This window comes from Micromonospora sp. WMMD812 (assembly GCF_027497215.1).
GTDB lineage: Bacteria > Actinomycetota > Actinomycetes > Mycobacteriales > Micromonosporaceae > Micromonospora.
The window spans coordinates 1,346,118-1,370,252 of the sequence record NZ_CP114904.1 but is presented as its reverse complement, the minus strand read 5'-3'; the positions used below and the strand labels follow the sequence as shown (position 1 = coordinate 1,370,252).

Genomic DNA, 24,135 nt, shown 5'->3' with positions numbered 1-24,135 from the left:
CTACCGGCCGGTAGCGCCCTGAACCTAGGACCGACGTCGAGCGCTGTCAATGGCCTGCTGACCAGCCGACCAGCCATCCGGCCGACCGACCACTCAGACCAACCCGTGCGCCAGCATCGCCTCGGCCACCCGGCGGAACCCGTTGATGTTGGCCCCGGCCACGTAGTCGCCCGGCAGGCCGTACTCCTCGGCGGTGGCCCAGCAGCGACCGTGGATGTCGCGCATGGTCTCCCGCAGCCGCTGCTCCGACTCGGCGAACGACCACGAGTCCCGGCTGGCGTTCTGCTGCATCTCCAGGGCGCTCACCGCCACCCCGCCCGCGTTGGCCGCCTTGCCCGGCGCGAACCGCACCCCGGCCCGCCCGAGGATGCGCACCGCCTCCGGCGTGGTCGGCATGTTCGCCCCCTCCACCACCGCGCCGCAGCCGCCGGCGACCAGCGCCGCGGCCTCCGCGCCGCCGATCTCGTTCTGCGTCGCGCACGGCAGGGCCAGGTCGCAGGGCACCTCCCAGACGGTACGACCGGAGACCGCGACCGCGTGCGGCACGTGCCGCGCGTAGTCGTCGAGCCGGGCCCGCCGCTCCTCCTTCAGCTCGCGCAGCAGCGCGAGGTCGACGCCCTTCTCGTCCAGCACGTAGCCGGACGAGTCCGAGCACGCCACCACCGTGCCCCCGAGCTGGTGCACCTTCTCGATCGCGTAGATCGCCACGTTGCCCGATCCCGACACCACCACCCGCTTGCCGTCCAGGCTGTCGCCGGTCTGCCGGAGCATCTCCTCGGCGAAGAAGACCGCCCCGTATCCGGTCGCCTCCCGCCGCACCTGCGCACCCCCGTACGCCAGCCCCTTGCCGGTCAGCACACCCGCCTCGTACCGGTTGGTGATCCGCTTGTATTGGCCGAACAGGTAGCCGATCTCCCGCCCACCGACGCCGATGTCACCCGCCGGCACGTCGGTCTGCGCGCCGATGTGCCGGTGCAGCTCGGTCATGAAGCTCTGGCAGAAGCGCATGACCTCCCGGTCCGAGCGACCCTTCGGGTCGAAGTCGGCACCGCCCTTGCCCGCTCCGATGGGCAGGCCGGTCAGCGCGTTCTTGAAGATTTGCTCGAAGCCGAGGAACTTCACGATGCCCAGGTAGACCGAGGGGTGGAAACGCAACCCGCCCTTGAACGGACCCAGGGCGCTGTTGAACTCCACCCGGAATCCCCGGTTCACCCGCACCTGCCCGCGGTCGTCCTCCCAGGGCACCCGGAAGATGACCTGCCGCTCCGGCTCGCAGATCCGCTCGATGATCCGCGCGTGCGCGTACTCCGGGTGCCGGGCCAGCGCCGGGCCGATACTCTCCAGCACCTCCCGCACCGCCTGGTGGAACTCGGGCTCACCCGGGTTCCGGGCGACCACGCTCGTGAACACCGACTCCACGGTTTCCGGCACCACCGCCACGTCCCTTCGCCGTACGGGCGGCCTCGTCGCCGCTCACGCCAACCGTCCCCGAGTACGGACCGTCGGGACCGTCCGGTTCACTGGGCCCGTGGACGACAACTCAACTCGGGTGAGCGACGACCCGGTCCGCACGGGCGACGACGGGGTCCGGACCTGCGACGATCCGGTCCGGAGGGGCGACGCCGGGGTGTGGGCCGCGGCACGCGCCTCCCGCGCCTGGCTGGACGCCGCCAACGGCAGCGGGCAGCAGGAGCTGACCTGCCGGATCCTCAAGCTCACCGAGGAGGCGGGGGAGGCGGCGGGCGCCTGGATCGGCCTGCTCGGGCAGAACCCGCGCAAGGGCGTCACCCACACGCGAGAGGACGTGGCCGCGGAGCTGGCCGACGTCGCCTTCACCGCGCTGGTCGCCGTCGAGAGCCTCGGGCTCGACGCGCGCACGGTGCTCGACCGGTGCGCCGCCAAGGTCACCAACCGGATCAGCGCCGCCCCCGAGCCGACCGAGCGCGCCCGTCCGTCATGATCCACTCCGTGTCGCCCGGATGGCGGTATCCCTGGCTGTCGGACACCGCCATGTGGGCGAACTGGTGATGATCAGGCCAGTCATGGCCGCCCACCCACGCCCGCCGGTTGCCGGGCACCCTGCAGCCGAGCCGCTCCTCCGACTGTTGGTCGACTCCGGTTGGCCGATATGGCGGTAGCCGAGGCTGCCGGATACCGCCTTATCAGCGACCTGGTGTTGATCGAGGTGGACTAGGAGGTTGATCCCTCACGAGCCGGCGTGCCAGCGGACCGGCCGGCCGGCGGGCGGCTGGGCTGGCCGGTGAGTCGTTTGTGCTGTCAGCTCTAAAGGAGGCGGATCTGGGTCTACCCGTCGGCATCGAAGGGCGCCCGCTGAGGTCCGGTCTCGTGCCGGTGCGGCGGATGACCGGGTGGGGTGCCGGGGGGCGAATTCATGAGGTTCCGGGTTGACCGGCTGTCGGACGCCCAGGTCGGTTGGCTGGGGCCTGCGGTTCGGGCCGGGGCCGTCTGGGGTTGGTGTCCGGTTCCGGCGAGACGCGGGGCGGTGGTTTCGGGCCGGCTGGGCCGGTGTGGGTGGTTTGGCGTGTGACCGGGGGCATCCCCGGGCTGGAATCGTGGGCGGCCCGGGGTCGTTGAACATGGGCGACGGCCGAGGTAGCGCGCCGCTCGGCGGCTGACCTGGCCGGGTGACGCGGATGGCCTGGCCCCCGGAATGATGGTGGGCTGTCGGTCGTTGGATATGGACCCGGCGCGGTGCGGCACCCCCGCCCACCACCCGCCGGCCCTCCGGTCACGGTGAGCATCGCTCCCGACCGGAACCCCCGGGTCGCGGACCGTCCCCCGAGTTCGTCGATCCCGGTTTACAGACTTTCCCCTTGCGGACGCCGTGGGCGTGCCGCGTCCCGCATCACCGTCCCCCGTCTGGTGTGCGGGTGCACCCCCGAAGGAGCCTTTGTGATGAACACGATCATGCGCAAGAGTGTTCTGGGTATCGCTGGTGTGGCTTTCGCTGGTGGGATCTTCGCCGGTCCGGTGGCCGCGCACGCCGCCACCCCCACCGTCGATGCCAAGCCCGTCGCGGTTGTGCACGTGGACAAGCCGGGTGTGGACGCGGGCAAGCTGATCCCGCACGGTGTGCAGGGCGCGCAGTCGCGCATCGACCTGAACGACGAGCAGACCGCTAACGTCAAGGCGATCATCGCCGCGACGAAGAAGTCCGGTCTGGACGAGCGGGCCGCGGTGATCTCGATCGCTACCAGCCTGCAGGAGTCGAAGCTGGAGAACCTGGGCCACCTCGGCGACAAGAATGATCATGACTCGCTGGGCCTGTTCCAGCAGCGCCCGAGCTCGGGTTGGGGTAGCCCGGAGCAGATCACCGACCCGATCTACTCCACCCAGGCGTTCCTCAAGGGCCTCAAGCAGGTCGACGGGTGGCACGACATGCCGCTGACCGACGCCGCCCAGACCGTGCAGGTCTCGGCCTACCCCGACGCGTACGCGCAGTGGGAGCAGCAGGCCGCCGACCTCGTCGCCCAGCACTGGAACAGCTGACCCCAGCGAACACGAGCAACAACCGAACACGAACAACAACGCCGCTGGCCGGCACCCCCAATCGAAGGGGTGCCGGCCAGCGGCGTATCCGCTGGTCCGCCCTGGCCGAGCGCGGGAGAGGGCGGGCAGGGGAACGCCGTCGGGGCGGGCGGGGCGGAGCGTACAGTCGGGCGGTGGAGCGTACCGAATCAATGCCGGCGCAGACCCGACCACCTGGCGTGGCCGCCGTCGATCCCGGCAGCGTGTTGCTGCTCGGCCACGACGTGCCGCTCGGGCGGTACACGACGGTGCGGCGGCTGCTGCCGCAGCGCGAGCGCCGAATGGTGGGCGCCTGGTGCTTCGTCGACCACTTCGGGCCGGACGACGTGGCCGAGCGCCCCGGCATGGAGGTGCCGCCGCATCCGCACACGGGTCTGCAGACGGTGACCTGGCTGCTGGAGGGGGAGATCCTCCACCGGGACAGCCTCGGCAACGTCCAGCCGATCCGCCCCGGCCAGCTCAACGTCATGACGTCGGGGCACGGCATCGCGCACTCCGAGCGGTCGCCCGACGCGCACCCGCCGGTGATGCACGGCGTGCAGCTCTGGGTGGCGCTGCCGGACCCGGCGCGGGCCGGCGCCGCCGACTTCGCCCACCACGCCAAGCTACCCCGGTGGCGGGACGGCGACGTGGAGGTCACGCTGCTGGTCGGCGACCTCGGCGGAGAGCGGTCGCCGGCGGTGGTGCACACCCCGCTGGTCGGCGCGCAGCTCGAGCTGGCAGGACCGGCGCCGGTCGACCTGCCGTTGCGTCCCGACTTCGAGTACGCGCTGCTGGCCATGTCCGGCGAGGCCGAGGTCGACGGTGTGTCCTTCGCGCCGGGCGCGCTGCTGTACCTCGGCTCCGGACGCGACCGGCTCACCCTGCGCGGCGTGCCGGGCAGTCAACTGCTGCTGCTCGGTGGCACGCCCTTCGAGGAGCCGCTGGTCATGTGGTGGAACTTCGTGGGCCGGTCGCACGAGGAGGTCGCGGCCGCGCGGGAGGAGTGGATGGCCGGGCGACGGTTCGGCGTCGTCGCCGACGACCCCGCGCCGCCACTGCCCGCCCCGGCGCTGCCCACCACCCGGTTGAAGGCCCGTGACCGCAGCGGTGGCCTGCACGGCTGAGCGGGGAGTGTGACCGGCGGCGGCGCGGGTAGTCGCCGGCATGCCGAGCACTGCGATCTCCAGCATCGAGGACAAGAAGCGCCTGGTACGCCGGCTCGCGGACAGTGGGCGCGGCTTCGCCGAACAGTACGGCTTCCAGGTCACCAACAATCCGTCCAGCCTCTTCCAGCTGCTCTACCTGTCGGTCCTGCTCTCCCGACGGGGCGACTTCCGGCGCGCGGTGGAGAGCGCGCAGGCGCTGCGCGAGCGGGGCTGGGACAGTGCGGCCCGGCTGGCCCGCTCGCTGCACGAGTCGCGGGTGCAGGTGCTGCGCGACGCCGGCCAACGCGGCGACGTCGACGCGCTCGCCAACACGCTGGGCGACCTCGCCCAGACCGTGGTCGACCGGTACCGGGGTGATCTGCGGCGGCTGCGGGTGAAGGCGCGCTACGACCCGCGTCTGGAACGGGAGTTGCTCGCCGCGCTGCCCGGGGTGGACGGTCAGGTGGTCGAGTTGTTCCTCCGTGAGGCGCAGGCGCTCTGGCGTGAGGTGGCGCCCGTGGCGGACCGACGGGCACTCGTGGCGGCCCGTCGGCTCGGGCTCGGCCGATCCGCCGGTGACCTGGCCGGACTGGCCGGCAGCGGCGAGTCGGAGCGGCTCGCCTGGCTGGTGGGCGCGCTCGCGCGGGTGGACCTGGAGCAGCGGTACGCCGAGGTGATGAGGTGACCACGCCCAGGTGAAGAGCTGATCGGTGGGAGTGCCTTGGCCCACAGTCCGGCTTTTAATGACCGTTCGGACGATGCCGGCATGTATGCTGATCGCGGCAGTCAAGCCCGCCCGGTTCGGGCGTACAACCGCCTGGTGGTCGCGGCCCGGTTCGGGCCGCGACCGACCACCAGGGACAGGTGTCGGTGCGGCGCCCCGGTCGCGGTTCGCGAGCCGGGGCGCCCGCCCGTTTCCGGGCCGTGGTGCCGCCCGCCGTCAGGTCAGGCCGGCCACCAGGTTCACCGTGGCCGCGATGACGAACGCTCCGAACAGGTACGACACCATCGAGTGGGTCAGGACCGTCCGGCGCATCTCCATGCTGGTCAGATCGGTGTCGGAGACCTGGAAGGTGGCCCCGACGGTGAACGCCAGGTAGGCGAAGTCCACGTAGCACGGCGGGTCCGGCTGGTGGAAGTCCACGCCGCCGTCGGGCCCCGTGTAGTAGACCCGGGCGTACCGGGCGGCGAACACGGTGTGCACCACGGTCCAGGCGAGCAGCACGCTCAGCACGCCCCACCCGCCGAACAGGTCGCGGAGGAGGCCGGGCCGCACGGTGTCGGCGGTGCCGATCACCAGGAGGACCGCGACCAGGCTGGTCAGGCACGCGCCGAGTAGCACGGCGTCGCGGATCGCCCGGTTCGGGTCCTCGTGGGCGGCCAGCCGGGCGGTCTGGATCGGGTCCAGCGGCCAGATCTTGCGCCACACGATGACCAACCAGGTCGCGGCGGCCACGTCCCACCCCACCAGCGGGGCGTGCATGGGCGACACCAGGAGCCCGAAGGCGGTCCCGACGACGACGCCCACCACCGCCACGATCGCGATCTGGACCGCGGCCGGTGTGTGCCCGTCCGGTGGTCGGCTCGCGGCCTCCCGGGCCGCCGCCCGCCGCTGCTGGTGCTCGTCGGGCGGCCCCCGGTCCGCTTGCCGCGGCTCGTGCTCGTCGGCGGGTCCGGGCACCGCCGGATCAGATGCCGCGCAGGTGCTGGGACACCCGGGGTCGCCGGTCGCGGGCCTGCGCCGCGCGCTGCGACGGGCTCAGCTCGGGCGCGGCCTCGATGCCGGCGGAACGGGCCACCTCGTTGCCGTTGGCGTAGTCCACCGGTGGCAGCGCACGCAATGCGCGCAGCACGTCCGGCGGAGCGCCTTCCCGTTCGGCCTCGCGGATCACGTCGTCCTTGCCGGCCGGGTAGTCCAGGCTCGACAGGTACTGCAGGACGTCGGCGTAGCTCGCCATGGCGTCGGCTCCTCGCGGCATCGAATCCGGTCACGACCGGCGGCGGTTACCCGACTCCCGGCCGGTCACGCCCCGCCGGCCGGGGGAAATCCGGCGCCGGCCCGGAGATCCCGCGCCGTTTCCGCCGGTACGCCACGGGTACCCGCAGGGCTCGACGCAGCCCGAGGAGAACGTGATGAACTACGACACCTTCATCGACCAGGTGGCCCAGCGGACGAAGATGCCCTCGGAGCGCGCGGTCACCATGACCCGGGCGACCCTCGAGACCCTCGCCGAGCGGCTGACCGGCGGGGAGGTGCTGGACCTGGCCGCGCAGCTGCCGAAGCCGCTGCAGGTCGTGGTGAAGCCGAGCCCGAGTTCCGAGTCGGCGGACCGGTTCGGCGCCGCCGAGTTCGTGGCCCGGGTGAGCCAACGCGCCGGAGTCGACGAACCGGTCGCGCGGGACGCCGTCCGCGCGGTCTTCACCACGCTGCGCGAGGCCATCACCGGCGGCGAGTTCGACGACGTGGTGACCCAGCTGCCGCGCGACTACCGGGAGATGGTCGAGCCGGCGATGGCCCCCGGGGCCACGCTGCGCCGCAGCTGACCACGTTGACCTGGGCAACCATCGCCGCGCCGCCGGGGTGCCCCACTTGGCGCACCGATTGAGCCTGACCTAACCTTGTCGCTGCGAGGGGAGTACTTCCCACGAACCATTCCGGTCAGTACGGCGTGCCCGGCACGCCTCGGGTGGTTGCCCACGAAAGTGGGTGAAGGAGACCTCGAACATGACACGGTGTTCGAGGAGGCTCCATGACCGAGTTGTCGTACCTGTCCGCCGCCGAGCTGACGACGGTCGGCACCCCCACTCTGTGGGTGGTGACCATCGCCGGCGTGATCGCGCTGCTGGTGCTCGACTTCCTCGTCACCCGCCGCCCGCACGAGGTCTCGCTCCGCGAGGCGATCGGCTGGTCCGCGTTCTACATAGCCCTTCCGCTGGCCTTCGGCGCCTGGGTCTGGAACCGCTACGGATCCGAGCTGGGCGTGCAGTACCTCACCGGCTACCTGGTGGAGAAGTCCCTCTCCGTCGACAACCTCTTCGTCTTCATGCTGCTGCTGGCCGCGTTCGCGGTGCCGGCGGTGCTCGCCCAGCGGGTGCTGCTCTACGGCATCGCCGGCGCGCTCGTGCTGCGCGCCGTGTTCATCGCCCTCGGCGCCGCCGCCCTGGAGACCCTGGACTTCGCGTTCCTGCTCTTCGCGGTCATCCTCATCGCCACCGCGGTGAAGCTGCTGCGTGACGCCCTCTCGGGTCACCAGCAGGAGGTGGACATCAACAACATGCGCTCGGTCCGCCTGCTGCGCCGGTTCATGCCCGTCACCGACGACTACCACGGCACCCGGATGACCATCCGGGAGGCCGGGCGGCGCACGCTCACCCCGTTCGCCCTCGTGGTGGTCGCCGTGCTCGCCACCGACGTGGTCTTCGCGGTCGACTCGGTGCCGGCCGTCTACGGCATCACCGAGGACCCGTACCTGGTCTTCGCCACGAACGCCTTCGCCCTGCTCGGCCTGCGCGCGCTCTACTTCGTCCTGCACGCCGCGCTCAGCCGCCTGGTCCACCTCAGCTACGGCCTGGCGATCATCCTGGCCTTCATCGGCGTGAAGCTCGGCCTGCACTGGGCGCACGGCATCTGGAAGGGCGTGCCGGAGATCCCGACCCTGGCCTCGCTGGCCGTCATCATCGGCATCCTCGTGGTCGTCACCCTGACCAGCCTGCGGGCCACCCGCGACGGGACGCCGAGCGAGCGCGAGGTGGTCGCCGAACGGCGGTGACGGCGCCGCGCGATCGATGCCGCGCGGCGTCCGCGCCGCGCGGCGTCGGTCTGCCCGCCGCCGCCCGCACCGCGGGCGATCTCCGTACGCCACGCCGACACACCAGGCGGTACGGCGGAACCGTCCCGCCCGTGCCGGCCGGGTGGTACGACTGACGGGTGGGAATCGTGTCACCAGGCTTCCAGGGCCGCCCCCGCTCGTCGGAGCCGGCGCTGCCGCCGGGGCAGTACCTGACCCAGGACTTCCCGGTGCTCTCCGCCGGCCCGACGCCCAAGGTGCCGCTGGACACCTGGGAGTTCGTGATCACCACGGAGACCGGCGCCGAGTACCGGTGGTCCTGGTCGGAGCTGATGTCGCTGCCCCAGGAGACGCCGCACGTCGACATCCACTGCGTCACCCGCTGGTCCAAGCTGGGCACCAACTGGCAGGGCGTCTCGCTGGACACGCTGCTCGACGGCATCGAGACCGATGCGCACTACGCGCTCGCCCACTCGTACGGCGGCTACACCACGAACCTTCCCCTGGACGACCTACGCGGCGGGCGGGCCTGGGTGGCGCACACCTTCGACGGTGGCGACCTGCCGGCCGAACACGGCGGCCCGGCCCGGCTGCTGGTGCCCCACCTCTACTTCTGGAAATCGGCGAAGTGGGTGCGCGGCATCCGGCTGATGACCTCGGACCGGCAGGGCTTCTGGGAGACCGCGGGTTACCACGACTACGGCGACCCGTGGCGCGAGCAGCGGTACCAGGGTGACTGAGCGCGTCGCGGTCGGTGCCCCGGGCCGGGCCCCGCTGAGCTGGCGGGTGGCCCGGCTGGTCGAACGCCGGGTCGAGACCCCCACCGCGCACACACTGGTGCTGGAGGTGCCCGGCTGGCCCGGGCACCTGCCCGGGCAGCATCTCGACGTCCGGCTCACCGCCCCCGACGGCTACCAGGCCGCCCGGTCGTACTCGCTGGCCGGGCCGGTCGTCGACGGCCCGGGCGGGCCACGGATCGAGCTGACCGTGCAACGGGTGCCCGACGGCGAGGTGTCGCCGTACCTGATCGACACCTACGCCGAGGGCGACCCGGTGGAGGTACGCGGCCCGGTCGGCGGCTGGTTCGTCTGGCGCGCCGAGGAGACCGCACCGGTCCTGCTGGTCGGCGGCGGCTCGGGCATCGTGCCGCTGATGGCGATCCTGCGGGCCCGCCGGGAGGCCGGCAGCCGCGCCCCGTTCCGGCTGCTCTACTCGGTACGCACCCCCGACGACGTGTTCTACGCCGACGAACTGCTCCGGCGCGGCCGCGACGACCTCGGGCTGGACGTGGCGTACCTCTACACCCGCCAGGCACCGGAGGGCTGGCGGGGGGAGCCGCACCGGATCGGGCTGGCCGACGTCAACAACCACGGCTGGCCGTCCGACCTGGAACCGCTCAACTACGTCTGTGGCCCCACCGGCTTCGTGGAGGCCGTGGCCGACCTGCTCGTCGGGCTGGGCCACCAGCCCCGGCGGGTGAAGACCGAACGGTTCGGCCCGACCGGCTGACCGCCGAGGAGACACCATGACTGACATGTCCTACCTGGACGGCAACATGCTCGACGGCCCGCTGCGGGAGTTGTTCGCCGTCGACCTCAGCGGGGCCACCGGTCGATGCGAGCACTGCGGGGCGACCGGCCCGATGGCGGCCCTGCACGTCTACTCGCACGCGCCGGGTCTCATCGGGCGCTGCCCCAACTGCGAACAGGTCATGCTGCGGCTGGTCCGCTCGCCCAGCTGGGCCCGGCTCGACCTGCGTGGCACCACCTACCTGCAGGTGCCCATGCCGCTCGACCAGCCACATCCCGGCCCGCTGTGACCGTGCCCGGAACCGCTCCGGGCGCCGCCCGCGGGTCCACGGCGTCCCGCCGAATCGCTGGTTACGGCCTGGCGGCGGCGGATTCCTGACTAGCGTTGACGCCGTGGACGGACTCGGCGCGAAGATCTCGTACCTGGCCCTGGCCGACCGGATGCCGGTCTACCACGACGACGGCACGCAGGTCGGCGCGGTCGAGCGGGTGGTCGCCGACGAGGGGCAGGACATCTTCCACGGCGTCGTCGTGCGTACGCCGCCGCCGGACCGCCGTGAGCTGTTCGCCAGCCGCGACGACATCCGGGAACTCCGCGAGCGGGGGGTGGTGCTCGCGGTGCCCAGCGCCGACCTGCCCGACGCGGCCGCGGACGCGCCGGCCCGCACCACGGCCGCCGAGGAGGGCACCGGTCCCGGCGGGAGCCTTCGCCGTGTCGGACGGTGGCTGGGCCGAGGGTGACGGCCGGCACGCTGCGGCAATCGGCTGGACAACGGCCGAACCGGCGGTGAGAGTTGTCCGCCGTGAGATACCTGCGCAGCGGCGGACCGGCCGCCATCCGCCGACCCCGGGCGACCGACGAGAAGGAGTTCCTCGCCGCCGTCGAACGCAGCCGGGACCTGCACCACCCGTGGCTGGCCGCCCCGGACACCCCGGATCAGTTCGCCGCGTACCTGAGCAAGATCCGCCGCCGGGACCACTCCGGCTACCTGATCTGCGACCGGGCCACCGGCGCGATCGCCGGCTACGCGACCATCAGCGGCATCGTGCTGGGCGCGCTGCGCGGCGGCTACCTCGGTTACGCCGCGTTCCTGCCGTACGCCGGGACCGGGCACGCGTCCGACGGGATCCGGCTCGCGATCGAGCACGCCTTCACCGCGCTCGGCCTGCACCGGCTGGAGGCGAACATCCAGCCCGGCAACGAGCCGTCCAAGCGGGTGGCCCGCAAGCTCGGCTTCCGGCTGGAAGGATTCTCGCCGGACTACCTGTTCATCAACGGCGCCTGGCGCGACCACGAACGCTGGGCGATCACCGCCACAACCTGACCCCCCGGCCGCCCCGCCCACCCGGGGCGGGGCGCCGGGGAGGGCGGGGCAGGGGGTTAGCTGCCGGGGCGGGGGAAGGCCACGGGGCTGCGGAGGTTGTCGCGGTTCACCGCGCGGACGCCGAAGAAGACGTTGTCCTTGGACAGGTCGATGGTCACCTGGGTGACGTCGCCGACGGGGATCACCTTCTGCCACTCCGCCGCGGTGGTCTCCCGCCACACCACCTCGTAACCGGCCAGGTCCGGCTCGGCGCCGCGCTGCCAGCGCAGGGTCGTGTTGTTGGTCAGGTCGGTGGTGACGATGATCGCGCCCTTCGGCGTGCCGGGCGCCTGGGCCAGCGACCAGAGCGCCGCGCCGTTCACCCGGGCCACCCGGGTGATGTACCCGAAGTCGCAGAACTCGGGCAGGTCGCCGAACTGCTGCCCGTCGACGACCCGCACGTCCTGGTGCTGGTGCGCGAAGTCCTCGTTCGGCTCGGTGAACCGCCCCGCCGGCCAGCCCTCGCGCAGGAACGAGATGTGGTCGCTGCCGCGCAGGTACCGGTCCCGGCGGTAGATCACCCGCACCCGCATGTCGGTCGCCCCGTTCTCGGCCACGTCCTTGACGAACCGGGCGAGCTGCCGCGACGGCGAGTCGTTCTCGCCGCCGACGGACTGCCGGGTGCTCGCCTCGGCCGGGGTCTCCGCGGTCGGCACACCCTCGGCGAAGAGCCGGACGGCGTGCGGGTCGCGAGTGCCGTCGTCGGCGGTGCTACTCCCGATGATGTCGTCGCTGAACATCCCCTGGACGTCCGTGCCGGCCGCCTTGAGCTGCTGGGCCAGGTACGCGGAGCCGTAGAGCCCCTGCTCCTCGCCAGCCACGGCAGCGAAGACGATGGTCGCCCCGGTGGGCCGGGTGGTCATCAACCGGGCCAGCTCCATCACCACGGCCACGCCGGACGCGTCGTCGTCCGCGCCCGGCGCGTCGCTGACCGCGTCCATCACGTCGGTGCACCGGGAGTCGTAGTGGCCGGTCACCACGTACGTCCGGTTCGGCGACGTCTCCCCGCGCAGGGTCGCCACCACGTTGGTGATCCGGGTCGGCACCGGGATCCGGGACGCCGGCTGCTGGATGTACGACTGCAGCTCGACGGTCATCCGCCCGCCGGAGGCTGCGGCGTACTCGCGCATACGGTCGTAGATCCAGTCCCGGGCGGCGCCGATGCCCCGCGCGGGGTCGTCCTGGGTCGAGAGGGTGTGCCGGGTGCCGAACTCGGCCAGCCGGCGCACGATCGCCTCGATGCGGCGCTGGTCGACCGCGCGGAGCAGGTCGCGCAGCTCGCGGCCCGGCGGCTGGGGGCGGACCGGGTGGCCGGGGCCGGACGGGCCGCCGCCGGAGGCCGCGGCGGCGGGGTCGGCGAGCACGGGTACGGCCACCGTCGCGGCGGTGGCGGCAGTGGCGGCGGACAGGAAGGTGCGGCGGGTGGACCTCGTGGGCCGGGCGCCGCTGTCGTCAGTTCCCATGACCGCATCCTCGCCATCGACGGTGGTGTCTGTCCATATCGGCGGGCGTGGATGGCGTGGTTCTTTCACCCGGTGTGGGTGATGACGAGCGAGGGGGACGGTTCCTACGGTGGGGGCATGGCTGTCGCGCGTCCGACGCCCGCGAATCCCATGCCCGGGCAGGTCGCTACGGCCGGCGAGGGCGACCAGCGGGCGATGCCGCTCGAACTGGGACCGAACGCGATGGCCGTGCTCAGCGGCCCGACCTTCATGTACTCCGACCCGTGCGGCGACGTGCCCCCGGGCAGCATCGGCGGGCTGGTGCACCTCGACACCCGGCTGCTCAGCACGTGGGTGCTGTCGGTCAACGGCGGCCGGCTGCTCGACCTGCGCTCCGACCTGATCGACCACTACACGGCCCAGTACATGCTGACCAACCCCGGCGTGCCCGGTCTGCCCCCCAACAGTCTCGGCATCCGACGGCTGCGCTACGTCGGCGACGGCTTCCACGAGCGGTGCACGGTCGTGTCGTTCCGGCCGGACCCGGTCCGGGTCGAGCTGCGCCTCTCCGTCGGCGCCGACTTCGCCGACCTGTTCGAGGTCAAGTCGGGGGTGCGCGACCGGTCCGCGCACATCACCCGCGGCCACGCCGCCGACGGGTCCGAGCTCTGCTTCTCCTACGAGCGCGACGGGTTCGCCGCGCAGACCCGGGTGTGCTGTTCCGCGCCGGCGAACCAGGTCGAGGGCGACGAGCTGGTCTGGGTCTTCACCCTGCAACCGCAGCAGGAGTGGGAGCTGGACCTGCACGTGCCGTTGCCACCGGGCATGGGGGTGGTGGAGCCGGTGCGGGGCGACATCGCCGACGCGGTCCATCGGCGTGCGGACCACCCGTTGCGGCGCTGGGTCGAGGACCGGGCGATGCTGCGCAGCGACCACGACGCACTCGAGCGGACGGTACGGAGGGTCGCGGAACGACCTGGCGGCGCTCCGGCTCGACCTGGAGGTCAAGGGACAGCGGATCATGCTTCCCGGCGCCGGGCTGCCGTGGTTCCTCACCGTGTTCGGCCGGGACACCCTGATCACCGCGTACCAGACGCTGGTCGCCGGCCCCATGCTGGCCAAGGGCGCGCTGCTCGCGCTGGCCCGTCTGCAGGGCGAGCGCTGCGACGACTTCACCGACGAGGAGCCGGGCAAGATCCTGCACGAGGTGCGCAGCGGCGAGCTGACCCGGACCGGGCAGAAGCCGTACGGCCCGTACTACGGCACGGCGGACGCTACCCAGCTCTGGCTGATCCTGTTGTCGGAGTACTGGCGGTGGACCCGCGACGACGACACCGTACGGCTGCTCCGGGACAACGCGCTCGCGGCGCTGCGCTGGATCGACGAGTACGGCGATCGGGACGGCGACGGCTATGTCGAGTACGCCACCCGGTCCCCGGAGGGGCTGGGCAACCAGTGTTGGCGGGACTCCCCGGACGGGGTCTGCTTCGCCGGTGGCACGATCCCCGAGCTGCCGGTCGCCACTAGCGACCTGCAGGGCTACGTCTACGACGCGAAGCTGCGGCTGGCCGAGCTGTGCGACGGGCCGCTGGGGGATCCGGCCCTCGCCGAGCGGCTCCGCGCCGACGCCGCCGGGCTGTACGAGCGGTTCAACCGGGACTTCTGGCTCGACGAGCGGGGCGGCTTCTACGCCGTCGGGCTGGACGGGAACAAGAATCCGATCGACTCGAAGACCTCGAACATGGGGCACCTGCTGTGGAGCGGCATCGTGCCGCGCGAGCGGGCCGACGCGGTGGTGCGGCAGCTGATGTCGGAGGACATGTTCTCCGGCTGGGGGATCCGCACCCTGTCCCGGGAGGACCGGCTCTACAACGCCCTCGGTTACCACCTGGGCACGGTCTGGCCGCACGACAACTCGCTCGCGGTGCTCGGTCTGGCCCGTTACGGCTACCGGGAGGAGGCGAACCGGATCTGTCTGGCCCTGCTGGAGGCGGCCGAACATTTCGACTACCGGCTGCCCGAGGCGATGAGCGGGTTCGCCCGCAATCGGGTCCTGTTCCCGGTGCCGTACCCGACGGCGTGCAGTCCGCAGGCGTGGGCCAGCGGCACCCCGCTGGCCCTGTTACGGGCGATGCTGGGCATGGAGCCGGTCGACGGGAAGCTCGTCCTCGACCCGGACATCCCGCCCGAGCTGGGCCGGATCACGGCGGATCGGGTCCGCGCCTTCGGGCGCCTGTGGGAGGTGGAGGCGGTGGCCACCACCGGGTACGTGCGGCTCTCTCCCGGCTGAGGCGCACGTTTGTCCCGCGTATGGACGGGAACGGGTCCGCAATGACGAAACCTCGTGTGGTGATCGTGGGGGCCGGGTTCGCCGGTTACCACGCGGCGAAGACGTTGAGCCGGCTGGCCGGCAACCGCGCCGAGATCGTGGTGCTGAACTCGACCGACTACTTCCTCTACCTGCCCCTGCTGCCCGAGGTGGCGGCGGGGGTGGTGGAGCCGAAGCGCCTCGCCGTGCCGCTCACCGGCACCCTGCGCGGCGTCCGGGTGGTGATCGGCGAGGCCGACGAGGTGGATCTGCAGAACCGGTGGGTGGGCTTCACCCAGCAGGAGGGGGACCGCAACCGCATCGCGTACGACCGGCTGATCCTGGCCGTCGGCAGTGTCAACAAGCTGCTGCCGATCCCGGGCGTGACCGAGTACGCGCACGGCTTCCGCGGCCTGCCCGAGGCGCTCTACCTGCACGACCACATCGTGCGGCAGGTCGAGCTGGCCGAGCAGGCCGAGGACCCGGCCGAGCAGCAGGCCCGCGCCACGTTCGTGGTGGTCGGGGCCGGCTACACCGGGACCGAGGTGGCGGCGCACGGCCAGCTCTTCACCGACGCGCTGCACGCTCAGCGGCCCCGGCTCACGGTGCGCCCCCGGTGGATGCTGCTCGACGTGGCGCCCCGCGTCCTGCCCGAGCTGGACAAGCGGATGTCGGACACCGCCCATCGGGTCCTCGAGCGGCGTGGCGTGGACGTCCGGATGGGGACCTCGGTGGCCGAGGCGACCGCGGACGGGGTGAAGCTCACCGACGGCGAGTACGTGCCGACCTGCTCGCTGGTCTGGTGCGTCGGGGTGCGCCCCGACCCGTTCGTGGCCGAGCTGGGCCTGCGCACCGAGCGGGGCCGGCTGGTGGTCGACGAGTACCTGAACGTTCCCGGGTTCCCCGAGGTGTACGCCTGCGGTGACGCGGCGGCGGTGCCCGACGTGGCCCACCCGGGGAAGGTCTGCGCGATGACCGCCCAGCACGCGCAGCGTCAGGGCAAGCTCGCGGCGCACAACATCGCCGCCTCGTACGGGAAGGGTCGCCGCCGGCCGTACAAGCACCACGACCTGGGTTGGGTCGTCGACCTCGGCGGCAAGGACGCGGCGGCGAACCCGTTGCAGGTGAACCTGTCCGGCCTGCCGGCCAAGGCGGTCACCCGCGGCTACCACCTGCTCGCCATGCCCGGCAACCGGTCCCGGGTGGGCGCGGACTGGGTGCTCGACGCGACCCTGCCCCGCCCCGCGGTCCAGCTGGGGCTGGTGCCCGCGAACGCGGTGCCGCTGGAGAGCACCACGCCGGAGATGCCGGTCCGCACGCGCTGACGCCACGCCGGGATGATCCGCCCGCTCTCGCCCTGAACGGGAGGGCGGGCCGCCTTTGGCGGCTGCCGGGCGGGCCGCCTTTGGAAGCTGCAGGGTGGGCCGCCCACCTCTGCTCAGGCGGCCCGCCCACCGCCCCCGGCCGCCTCGGTTCCGGCGGCGGGGGGTGGCGGACGACGGAAGGGCGCGTACTCGCGCAGCAGGATCTGCACGATGCCCGCGGCGGGGATGGCGAGCAGGGCCCCGACCAGACCGGCCAGATTCGCGGCCAGCAGCACGCTGACCAGCACGGTCAGCGGGTTCAGCCGGACCGCCCAGGCCAGGATGATCGGTTGCAGCACGTGGTTCTCGAACTGTTGGTAGACCACGAAGAACACCAGCACCACGATGCCGGCGGTGGGGGAGTGCAGGAACCCGGCGCCGGCCGCGATGACCGCGCCCAGGGTCGCGCCCACCAGCGGGATCAGGTCGGCGATCGCCACCAGCAGGGCGATCACCGCCGCGAACGGCACGCCGGTGAGCAGCAGCACCACGAACGTCAGCAGCCCGCAGATCAGGCTGATGAGCAGGTTGCCGGTGAGGTAGCCGGTGATGGTGCGGGAGATCTCGTGGCCGATCCGCCGCCACCGTTCCCCCCGCTGCTCGCCGACGGCGGCGAGCGCGGGTCGGGTGATCCGCGGGGCCTCCAGCACCATGAGGTACGCCAGCACGATCACCGTGACCAGCCCGGCGACCGTCTCCGCCACGCTGCGCAGCACCCCGAACGCCGGCTGGCGCAGCCGCTCGCCGTACTGGCGGACCTGGTCGGAGTGGTTGGCCAGGTACTCCCGCAGCCCGACCTTCTCCATGAGCCGGCCGATCGGCCCGCGCCCGGCCCGGGTCTCGCGTAACAGCTCCGGCGCGCGATCGGCGAACCGGGCCAGCTCGTCCACCAGCGGCACGATGATCACCGCGGCCAGCGCGGTGAGCACCACGAAGGTGGCCGCGAAGACCAGCAGGGTGGCCAGCGCGCGCCGGTGGACCCACCGCCGTTGCAGCCAGTCGACCAGGGGCTTGAGGGCGACGGCGAAGAACGCCGCGATCAGGATCCAGACCAGGACGCGGCGGGTGGCGTACACCAGCGCCAGGCCGAGCAGGGTGGCCAGCAACAGCCCGATGACGATCAACGCCCGGCGGGCGGTCCTCCGGTCGTCGGGGTCGCTCACCTGCGGCGGCTACCCCCGCCTGAGCGGCGGAAACCCGCCGCCCCGTCGGCGGGCGCGGGCCCCACCTCAGCCGGCGTTGTGGGCGTCGGCGTCGGTCGCGGGCAGGGCGCCGGCCACGAAGGTCTCCAGCGCCGGCCCGTGCAGCACGATGCCGGGGATCGGGTCCCGGAGGGCCGCGGTGGTCAGCCGGGCCACCGGCAGCCGGCCGGGGCGGAGCCCGGCGGCGAGCACCAGGTTGCCGTACCGCCGGCTCCGCAGCATCCGCCGGTCGGCGATCAGGCAGACGTCCGGGAAGACGGCGCACAGCGTGGCGACCTGCACCCGGGTGGCCACCAGCGGTGGCAGGTCGGTGAGGTTGACCAGGTAGATGCCCTCCGGCCGCAGCGTGCGGGCCGCCTCGGCCACGAACTCCATCGTCCGGACGTGCCGGGGCATCCGGGCCGCCCGGTAGATGTCGGCGAACACCAGGTCGTAGCGGCCGGGCGGGGACGAGGCGACCGCGGCGCGCGCGTCGGCGATCTCGACGCGTACGTCGGGTGGGAGCGGTGGCAGCTTCCTGGTGACCAGCGAGACCACGGCCTCGTCCCGCTCGACGACCAGCTGCGCCGAGCCGGGCCGGGTGGCGGCCAGATAGCGGGGCAGGGTCAGCGCCCCGCCGCCGAGGTGCAGCACGGACAGCGCGACGCGTTTCGCCGCCGCCGTGTCGGCCACGGAGGCCATCCGGCGTACGTAGTCGAAGTGCAGGTGGCGTGGATCGGCGACGTCGACGTAGGACTGCTCGACGCCGTCGGCGAGCAGCAGGCGTCCGGTCCGCCGCACCGGGTCGGCGACCAGCTCCAGCCGGTCGGCGGCGCGGTCCATGCGCCGCAGGCTAGTCGATCGTGTGCCGGGAGCCGGCGGTGGGACCGGCGGGCCAGGGTGGTGGCCCGCCGGTCCGCGCCCGTCAACCGGTGGCCATGCCGGCGCCCGCCTCGTCGATCGCGTCGTCGATGCTGCGGGCGAGATCCAGGTCGAGGGCGGTCACCGCACCGGCCTGCCGGGAGCGGACGGTGAGCACGGCTGCGGTCGGGCCGGGGCGGCCGATCGTCGGCGCCCGTCCCGTCTCCTGCCGCAGTTGCTCGATCCGGTCCAGCACCCGGTCCAGGTTGTCCGGGGGCAGCGCGATCACCCGGTACAGCCCGGTGCCGTCGCCGGACCAGTACGGCATGTCCGCCAGCGCCGCCGAGAGTTCCGCGTCGCTCAGCGGAGGCGTCGCGCTGGCCGCGCCGACCACGCCGCCGCCGACCGCCGGCGGTGCCAGCAACTCCCGCAGGCTCTCCGGGACGTGCAGCGACTCGACCAGGTCACCGTCGGCGTCGGCGAGCGCGGCGAGCGTGGCCTCGGCCTGGTACCGGGCCTCCTCCGGCGTGTTGCCGCTGATCCGGCCCACCTCGGCGAGGAAACCGGGCAGGTCCCGGCGCTGCTCGATGCCGTCGACCGGCACCACGTCGTGCAGGGACGACGGCACCGCCGAGAGCAGCCGTTGGCGTTCCGCCTGGCCCAGCGCGAAGGCCAGGACCAGCACGGTCGCCTCGGCGCCCACCTTGGCCGTACGGAAGTCGACGCCGGCCCGGCGGCGGACGTTCTCGACCAGGTCGTGGTAACCCATCGTGGCCGTGCCTCCCGCGTTCACCCCCGGCGCGAGCTGCGGCCGGGGATTCGACGGGGTGCCGGCCGGCGGCGGGGACGGCCCGCCGCGCGCGGTGTCCGGCTTGTGTCGGCTGCCGGCCGGCGGCGGCCCCGCGCGCTTGCCCCGGTCGAGGTGGGTCAGCTGCTTGGAGGCGCTCAGGCTGGCACCCGTCTCGCTCGGCTGCCGGCCCTGCTCGCGGGCCTGCCGGGCGAGCGTCCGGCGGCGTTGGTTGTCGCCTTCCATCTGCTTGCGCATGGTGACACCCTTCCGCTGGGGATCCGTGGTTCCGCCGGTCGCCTTCCCGGCGTCGGCGGGACCGAAACGGACGCGGTCCGCCGGGCCGGGACGCGGTGCGGACGGCTTCATCCGGCGGGGGTGAGGGGCGATCACCCGCCCGGCCCGCACGATCGGGCCAGTGACCGGAGTTCTTCCGAGGTACGCGGAAGGGAAGGTCGTCATGAAGCGGATCGTCGAGATCGTCCCCGCCCGGCCGGGTTGGTACGCCCGCTGGCGTCTCTCGCCCGAAGCCACCCGCTGCTACCCGGTGAGCCTGTGGGCGCTGCTCGAGGAGGCCGACGGCACCGGCCGGGAGGTGATCGGCGTCGACTGCATCGGCCAGTGGCCCGGAGCGGACGACAACGAGGCCGGTGGGGAGTTCGTCCGGTACCTGTTCCAGACGCCGGATTCCGGCCCGCCGGAGGACGCCGAGCCGCCGCCGTCGGCCGTCGACCGACGCGCGGACGGGCCGCGGCTGCAGCCGGTCACCGCCCAGTAGGCCCTACTCCGGCCCCCGACCCCTGGTCCCAGGGTCGGGGGCCACCCCGTTTCTCGGCGCGGCTCGGTCGAACCTGTGCCGAGCAAGGTCGGTAGCCGCCGGGATCGACCACCACGTCACCGCTCTGGCCGGATCCGGGGCCGACGGACACTGCCTGTCGCGACGTGGAGCGGATCAGGGGCAGGTCGACACGGCCCGCGTCGAATGGGACGCGAGGCGTGGTCGGGGCGGATCACCCGATGGCGCGCAGGTCGTCGTCGGACGACCGGGCCACGGTCAGCAGCTCCGCCAGGCCGGTGCGGTCCAGCAGTTGCTGGAGCAGCGGGCTGACGCCGATCAGCCGGATCGGCCCGGCGCCGGCACGGTGCGCCACGACGAACGCGCTGAGCCCGGAGGAGTCGCAGAGGCCGACCCCGGTCAGGTCGATCTCCAGCTCCCGGTAGCCCTCCCGCCGCAGTTCGGCGGCGGCGGCGGCGAACTCCGGCGCGGTGTCGAAATCGAGGTCGCCGATCAGTCGTAGCCGGGCGCGACCGGCGTCGAGCCGGCTCACCTCGATGGTCAACAGCTGCGCGGGCATGCCGCCCTGCTCCCTGCCGCACGCCCCGCACAGCCCTGGGCGGGACCGATCCGTCCGGTGGTCACACGCTGGCCGTCGGTCGGTCCATCCGCGGGCGGGCCGGCGGACCCGACCGGGCGAGCAGGCCCGTGACTCCGGTGAGGTCGAGGATCGTCCCCAGGAAGCGGGGGACGGCCCGCAGTTCGATCGCGGTGCCACGGTGCTGACCCTCGCGCCATGCGTGCACGATCACCGCGAGGCCGGTGCTGTCGATGAAGAGCAGGCCGGCGAAGTCCAGGACGATGACCGGCGGCGGCTCGGCGAGCACGCGGTCGATCTCCTCCCGCAGCGGCGCCGCCGTGGTGTACGCCAGGTCGCCGCCCACCTGGATCAGCGGGGCACCCGGATCCGACCGGTCGACGGCCAGACTCAGCGGTGTCGTCTCGGGTTTCCGCCCGTGGGGTACCACGATCACGCCTTTCCGCAGAATGCCGGCCGGCCGGGGTCCGGGGGATCGTAACAATCCACAGGCCCCGCCGCCCGGTGCCGGCGGGCCGCACCTGAGCGTGGGGTGGCGGTTCGGGCGAGGCCGCGTAGGGTGGTCGGAGGGATTTGACCATAGACGCCGGTTCCGGCGCGTCGCGCGACGATGAGGAGTGGGGCTCAGCTGGTGACTGCCGCCGACGTCAGGGACTGGGACCCGGGCGACGGACGGGTCTCCACGCCGAGTGCCGACCGGGCTCCGGCGTGGTCCCCGGCCCCGCCGGCCCGCCCGGCGCCCGCCCCGCCAGCGCTCACCCCCGCCCGGCCGCCGGCCACCCCGGACTGGTCCGAGGTCGTCGAGCACTTCCGGGAGGGCCTGGTCGTCTGCGACGCGGACGGGGTGGTACGCCATGTCAGCCCGGTCGCCGAACGCCTCCTGCCCGAGGTGACCGTCGGGGAGGTGTTGGCCGCGGCCGGCGTCGCCGGCCTGTCGGGCGAACCGGCCACGGGTGCGTTCGACCATCGCTCCCGCCGGTTGACCGCGCGGCGGGTGCCCCTCTCCGGCGGCCGCTGCTGCTGGTACGTGGAGGACGTCACCGAGAGCGTGAGCCGCGCCGACGCCCTGCTCGCCGAGCGTGCCCGCTCCGCGTTCCTGGCGGTGGTCGGGGAGAAGCTCGGCAACCCGTTGCACCCGACCCGGGCCGCCGCGGCGGTGGTCCGGTTGGCCGTGCCCACGCTGGCCGAGGTGGCCGTGCTGGTGCTCGCTCCCCGTTCGGGACGGGCTCACTGGTGGCGGGCGTCCCGGGTGGACGACGAGGGCCCGGCCGTGGACAGCGGCGTGCTGGCCGCCGCCGAGCTGCCCGTGGCCATCGCCGACGGCCTGGCCGGCGTTGCGCCGCACGCCGTCGACTGGCTGGTCGAACAGGCGGCCGAGGCCGGGTGGCTGCCGGGCCTCGCGACGGGGGACACCGACGTCCGGGCGGTGCCCCTGCCCGGGTCGGACGCCCCGGCCGGGGTGCTTCTGGTCGCGCGGCGCGGCACCGGCTGGTACGACGAGAGCGACGTCGATCTGCTGCACGCGTTCGCGGCCCGGGCCGGCGCCGCGATGACCACCGCGATGCTCTACCGGGACCAGGCCGAGGTCGCCGACACCCTGCAGGCCAGCCTGCTGCCGGTGGAGCCGGCCGAAGCCGTCGGCGTCCAGTGGGGCACGGCGTACCGGTCGGCCCAGGCGGGTCTGCGGATCGGCGGCGACTTCTACGGCTCGCACCGCCTTCCCGACGGCGGCTCGGTCTTCTTCCTCGGCGACGTCTCCGGCAAGGGAGTGGAGGCGGCCGTCTTCACCGGCCAGCTACGCCAGTGCCTGCAGGCGCTGCACCGGGTCGAGTCGCAGCCGGCCCGGCTGCTCGGGCTGCTCAACGACGCGTTGCTGGAAACCACCCAGGCGCACGGCCAGGGTCGGTTCGCCACCCTGGTGCTCGGCGTCGTGCGCCCGCACCGCGACGGCGGGTTGACCCTCACCATGGCCGGCGGCGGTCACCTGCCGCCGCTGGTGCTGCGGGCCACCGGCGAGGTGGAGACGGTGCCGCTGCGCGGGATGCTGATCGGTGTGGTCCCGGATCCGCGGGTCGGCGAGGTCACCGTCCGGCTGGAGCCCGGCGAGACCTGCGTGCTCTACAGCGACGGGGTGACGGAGGCGCGCGGGGGCCGGTGGGGCGACGAGCAGTTCGGCCCGGAGCGGCTGGTCGACGTGCTGACCGGCTGCCACCGGATGCCGGCGCCGGCGCTCGCCGAGCGGATCGAGCAGGTCACCTGCGACTGGCTGGGGCACGGCGACCACGACGACATCGCGGTCCTGGCGTTGCGGGCGTCGGGGCCGACCGGGCGGGCGTCCCGGCACCTGCACGCGGTGCCCGCGGGCGGGCCTGACGGGGCGAGGGAGGACCGCGGTTGACCACGGCGATCAGGCAGGCCAGCCCCGGGGGCGCCTACGCGGACTACCTGGACTGCCTCACCGAAGCCGACGAGTACGCGGCCATCGAGGTCGCCCTCGGCCTGCTGTCCCGGGGGGTGCCGGCCGAACGGGTGCTGCTGGACCTGGTGGCGCCCGCGCAGGCCGAGGTGGGGGAGCGCTGGGCGCGCAACGAGTGGAGCGTCGCCCAGGAGCACGCCGCCACGCACATCAGCGAGCGCGTGGTGGCCGCGATCGCCGGTCAGGCCGGCCCGCGGCCGACCCGGGGCCGGATCGTGGTGGCCTGCATGGACGGGGAGTGGCACGCGCTTCCGCCGCGGTTGGTCGCCGAGGTGCTGCGGCTGCGCGGCTGGCAGGTCACGTTCCTCGGGGCCAGCGTCCCGGCCGCGCACCTGGTGTCGTACCTGCACCGGCACGACGCGCACGCGGTCGCGCTGGCCTGCGCGCTGCCGATGCGGCTGCCGCACGCGCACCGCATGATCGAGGCGTGCCGCCGGTCCGACGTCCCCGTCGTGGTGGGCGGGCGTGGCTTCGGAGTCGACGGCCGCTGGGCCCGCCGCCTCGGTGTGGCGTGGTCGCCGGACGCACCCGGCGCCGCCGACCTGGTCGCCGACGAGCGGGCGCTGCGCCGCGTCCCGCCGGCCGAGCTGTCCCACCTGGCCGACGACGAGTACGCCGGCCTGGTCCGGCGGCGGGCCGAGCTGATCGACGGCGCGCTGGCCGACCTCCGGGAGCGGGCGCCGGCGACCCAGTCGTACACCCCGGCGCAGGTCGACTCGACGGTGAGCGACCTGGGCTACGTCGTGGACTTCCTGGCGGCCGCGCTCTACGTGGACGACGGTTCGCTCTTCACCGAGTTCGTCGAGTGGCTGGCGGCCATTCTGACCAGCCGTGGCGTGCCGGCCGCGGCGCTCGGGCTGACGCTGGAGCACTTCGGTCGGGTGCTGCGTGACTTCCCGCGCGCGGTCGGCTACCTGGACCGGAGCCGGCTGCTCGTCACCCCGGCGGGCGCCCCGTCGAACGGCTGAGCCGGCGGGTGGGCCGGT

At 73.3% G+C, this 24,135-nt stretch carries 25 protein-coding genes and 1 pseudogene; 17 read left to right on the top strand and 9 right to left on the bottom strand.

The window, feature by feature from the left end; genetic code table 11:
* Positions 1 to 93: 93 nt before the first annotated feature.
* Entirely contained in the window at positions 94 to 1,431 is a 1,338-nt protein-coding gene (gene gdhA / locus O7603_RS06290; protein WP_281574730.1) for an NADP-specific glutamate dehydrogenase, read from the bottom strand.
* A gap of 97 nt (positions 1,432 to 1,528) precedes the next feature.
* On the opposite strand from gdhA, the gene O7603_RS06285 reads away from it, so the two are divergent.
* The 4 genes from O7603_RS06285 (at position 1,529) to O7603_RS06270 (ending at position 5,361) form a co-directional block, all read left to right on the top strand.
* Positions 1,529 to 1,960, top strand: coding sequence for a MazG-like family protein (locus O7603_RS06285; RefSeq protein WP_281574729.1), 432 nt, complete (start codon positions 1,529 to 1,531; stop codon positions 1,958 to 1,960).
* Between the two features lie 956 nt (positions 1,961 to 2,916).
* The gene (locus O7603_RS06280) at positions 2,917 to 3,510 is read left to right on the top strand and encodes a hypothetical protein (RefSeq protein ID WP_281574728.1); all 594 of its coding nucleotides are present in this window, start codon (positions 2,917 to 2,919) and stop codon (positions 3,508 to 3,510) included.
* Between the two features lie 173 nt (positions 3,511 to 3,683).
* Positions 3,684 to 4,655, top strand: coding sequence for a pirin family protein (locus O7603_RS06275; RefSeq protein ID WP_281574727.1), 972 nt, complete (start codon positions 3,684 to 3,686; stop codon positions 4,653 to 4,655).
* 40 nt (positions 4,656 to 4,695) lie between these two features.
* Positions 4,696 to 5,361, top strand: a complete 666-nt coding sequence (locus O7603_RS06270) for a hypothetical protein (protein WP_281574726.1) — start codon at positions 4,696 to 4,698, stop codon at positions 5,359 to 5,361.
* 255 nt (positions 5,362 to 5,616) lie between these two features.
* On the opposite strand, the gene O7603_RS06265 is transcribed toward O7603_RS06270, so the two are convergent.
* Both O7603_RS06265 and O7603_RS06260 read right to left on the bottom strand, forming a co-directional pair.
* Positions 5,617 to 6,357 carry a DUF1345 domain-containing protein gene (locus tag O7603_RS06265; RefSeq protein ID WP_281574725.1) on the bottom strand — a complete coding sequence of 247 codons (741 nt, stop codon included), beginning with the start codon at positions 6,355 to 6,357 and terminating at the stop codon, positions 5,617 to 5,619.
* A gap of 7 nt (positions 6,358 to 6,364) precedes the next feature.
* Positions 6,365 to 6,634 (bottom strand): DUF2795 domain-containing protein, encoded by a 270-nt coding sequence (locus tag O7603_RS06260; RefSeq protein WP_281574724.1) that lies wholly within the window; start codon positions 6,632 to 6,634, stop codon positions 6,365 to 6,367.
* Positions 6,635 to 6,809: 175 nt separating this feature from the next.
* Between O7603_RS06260 and O7603_RS06255 the strand changes: the two genes are divergently transcribed.
* The 7 genes from O7603_RS06255 (at position 6,810) to O7603_RS06225 (ending at position 11,318) form a co-directional block, all read left to right on the top strand.
* Complete coding sequence (locus O7603_RS06255) at positions 6,810 to 7,220, top strand: DUF2267 domain-containing protein (RefSeq protein WP_281574723.1); 411 nt, start codon at positions 6,810 to 6,812, stop codon at positions 7,218 to 7,220.
* 206 nt (positions 7,221 to 7,426) lie between these two features.
* The gene (locus O7603_RS06250; protein ID WP_281574722.1) at positions 7,427 to 8,446 is read left to right on the top strand and encodes a TerC family protein; all 1,020 of its coding nucleotides are present in this window, start codon (positions 7,427 to 7,429) and stop codon (positions 8,444 to 8,446) included.
* Positions 8,447 to 8,613: 167 nt separating this feature from the next.
* Entirely contained in the window at positions 8,614 to 9,204 is a 591-nt protein-coding gene (locus O7603_RS06245; RefSeq protein ID WP_281574721.1) for a sulfite oxidase-like oxidoreductase, read from the top strand.
* The gene (locus O7603_RS06240; protein WP_281574720.1) at positions 9,197 to 9,973 is read left to right on the top strand and encodes a ferredoxin reductase; all 777 of its coding nucleotides are present in this window, start codon (positions 9,197 to 9,199) and stop codon (positions 9,971 to 9,973) included. The genes O7603_RS06245 and O7603_RS06240 overlap by 8 nt, the downstream gene beginning before the upstream one ends.
* A 16-nt stretch (positions 9,974 to 9,989) precedes the next feature.
* Positions 9,990 to 10,283, top strand: coding sequence for a DUF6510 family protein (locus O7603_RS06235; RefSeq protein WP_281574719.1), 294 nt, complete (start codon positions 9,990 to 9,992; stop codon positions 10,281 to 10,283).
* A gap of 103 nt (positions 10,284 to 10,386) precedes the next feature.
* Complete coding sequence (locus O7603_RS06230) at positions 10,387 to 10,734, top strand: PRC-barrel domain-containing protein (protein ID WP_281574718.1); 348 nt, start codon at positions 10,387 to 10,389, stop codon at positions 10,732 to 10,734.
* A gap of 62 nt (positions 10,735 to 10,796) precedes the next feature.
* Positions 10,797 to 11,318: a GNAT family protein gene (locus O7603_RS06225; RefSeq protein WP_281574717.1), complete on the top strand. Its 522-nt coding sequence runs from the start codon at positions 10,797 to 10,799 to the stop codon at positions 11,316 to 11,318.
* A 56-nt stretch (positions 11,319 to 11,374) separates the two neighbouring features.
* Here the strand turns inward: O7603_RS06225 and O7603_RS06220 are convergent, their stop codons facing one another.
* Positions 11,375 to 12,820, bottom strand: coding sequence for a M20/M25/M40 family metallo-hydrolase (locus O7603_RS06220; protein WP_281574716.1), 1,446 nt, complete (start codon positions 12,818 to 12,820; stop codon positions 11,375 to 11,377).
* 51 nt (positions 12,821 to 12,871) lie between these two features.
* Here O7603_RS06220 and O7603_RS06215 point away from each other — a divergent pair.
* The 3 genes and pseudogenes from O7603_RS06215 to O7603_RS06205 all read left to right on the top strand — a co-directional run.
* Positions 12,872 to 13,543: pseudogene (locus O7603_RS06215) on the top strand (glycogen debranching N-terminal domain-containing protein); the annotation flags it as partial.
* 277 nt (positions 13,544 to 13,820) lie between these two features.
* Positions 13,821 to 15,089 carry a hypothetical protein gene (locus O7603_RS06210; protein WP_281576924.1) on the top strand — a complete coding sequence of 423 codons (1,269 nt, stop codon included), beginning with the start codon at positions 13,821 to 13,823 and terminating at the stop codon, positions 15,087 to 15,089.
* A gap of 41 nt (positions 15,090 to 15,130) precedes the next feature.
* Positions 15,131 to 16,432, top strand: a complete 1,302-nt coding sequence (locus O7603_RS06205; RefSeq protein ID WP_281574715.1) for an NAD(P)/FAD-dependent oxidoreductase — start codon at positions 15,131 to 15,133, stop codon at positions 16,430 to 16,432.
* Positions 16,433 to 16,545: 113 nt separating this feature from the next.
* Here O7603_RS06205 and O7603_RS06200 read toward each other — a convergent pair whose 3' ends face one another.
* The 3 genes from O7603_RS06200 to O7603_RS06190 all read right to left on the bottom strand — a co-directional run bounded on the left by O7603_RS06200 (position 16,546) and on the right by O7603_RS06190 (position 19,558).
* Positions 16,546 to 17,634 carry an AI-2E family transporter gene (locus tag O7603_RS06200; protein WP_281574714.1) on the bottom strand — a complete coding sequence of 363 codons (1,089 nt, stop codon included), beginning with the start codon at positions 17,632 to 17,634 and terminating at the stop codon, positions 16,546 to 16,548.
* 66 nt (positions 17,635 to 17,700) lie between these two features.
* Positions 17,701 to 18,495 (bottom strand): fused MFS/spermidine synthase, encoded by a 795-nt coding sequence (locus O7603_RS06195; RefSeq protein ID WP_281574713.1) that lies wholly within the window; start codon positions 18,493 to 18,495, stop codon positions 17,701 to 17,703.
* An 82-nt stretch (positions 18,496 to 18,577) separates the two neighbouring features.
* Positions 18,578 to 19,558, bottom strand: coding sequence for a DUF2267 domain-containing protein (locus O7603_RS06190; protein ID WP_281574712.1), 981 nt, complete (start codon positions 19,556 to 19,558; stop codon positions 18,578 to 18,580).
* 202 nt (positions 19,559 to 19,760) lie between these two features.
* On the opposite strand from O7603_RS06190, the gene O7603_RS06185 reads away from it, so the two are divergent.
* Positions 19,761 to 20,078, top strand: a complete 318-nt coding sequence (locus O7603_RS06185; RefSeq protein WP_281576626.1) for a hypothetical protein — start codon at positions 19,761 to 19,763, stop codon at positions 20,076 to 20,078.
* Between the two features lie 232 nt (positions 20,079 to 20,310).
* Here O7603_RS06185 and O7603_RS06180 read toward each other — a convergent pair whose 3' ends face one another.
* A complete protein-coding gene (locus tag O7603_RS06180) occupies positions 20,311 to 20,655 on the bottom strand; it encodes an STAS domain-containing protein (RefSeq protein ID WP_281574711.1) in 345 nt (114 codons plus the stop codon).
* A 61-nt stretch (positions 20,656 to 20,716) separates the two neighbouring features.
* Positions 20,717 to 21,109 carry an STAS domain-containing protein gene (locus O7603_RS06175; RefSeq protein ID WP_281574710.1) on the bottom strand — a complete coding sequence of 131 codons (393 nt, stop codon included), beginning with the start codon at positions 21,107 to 21,109 and terminating at the stop codon, positions 20,717 to 20,719.
* Positions 21,110 to 21,304: 195 nt separating this feature from the next.
* Between O7603_RS06175 and O7603_RS06170 the strand changes: the two genes are divergently transcribed.
* Entirely contained in the window at positions 21,305 to 23,071 is a 1,767-nt protein-coding gene (locus O7603_RS06170; protein ID WP_281574709.1) for a PP2C family protein-serine/threonine phosphatase, read from the top strand.
* On the top strand, positions 23,068 to 24,117 hold the full coding sequence (locus tag O7603_RS06165; RefSeq protein WP_281574708.1) for a cobalamin-dependent protein: 1,050 nt from the start codon (positions 23,068 to 23,070) through the stop codon (positions 24,115 to 24,117). The genes O7603_RS06170 and O7603_RS06165 overlap by 4 nt, the downstream gene beginning before the upstream one ends.
* Positions 24,118 to 24,135 lie beyond the last annotated feature (18 nt).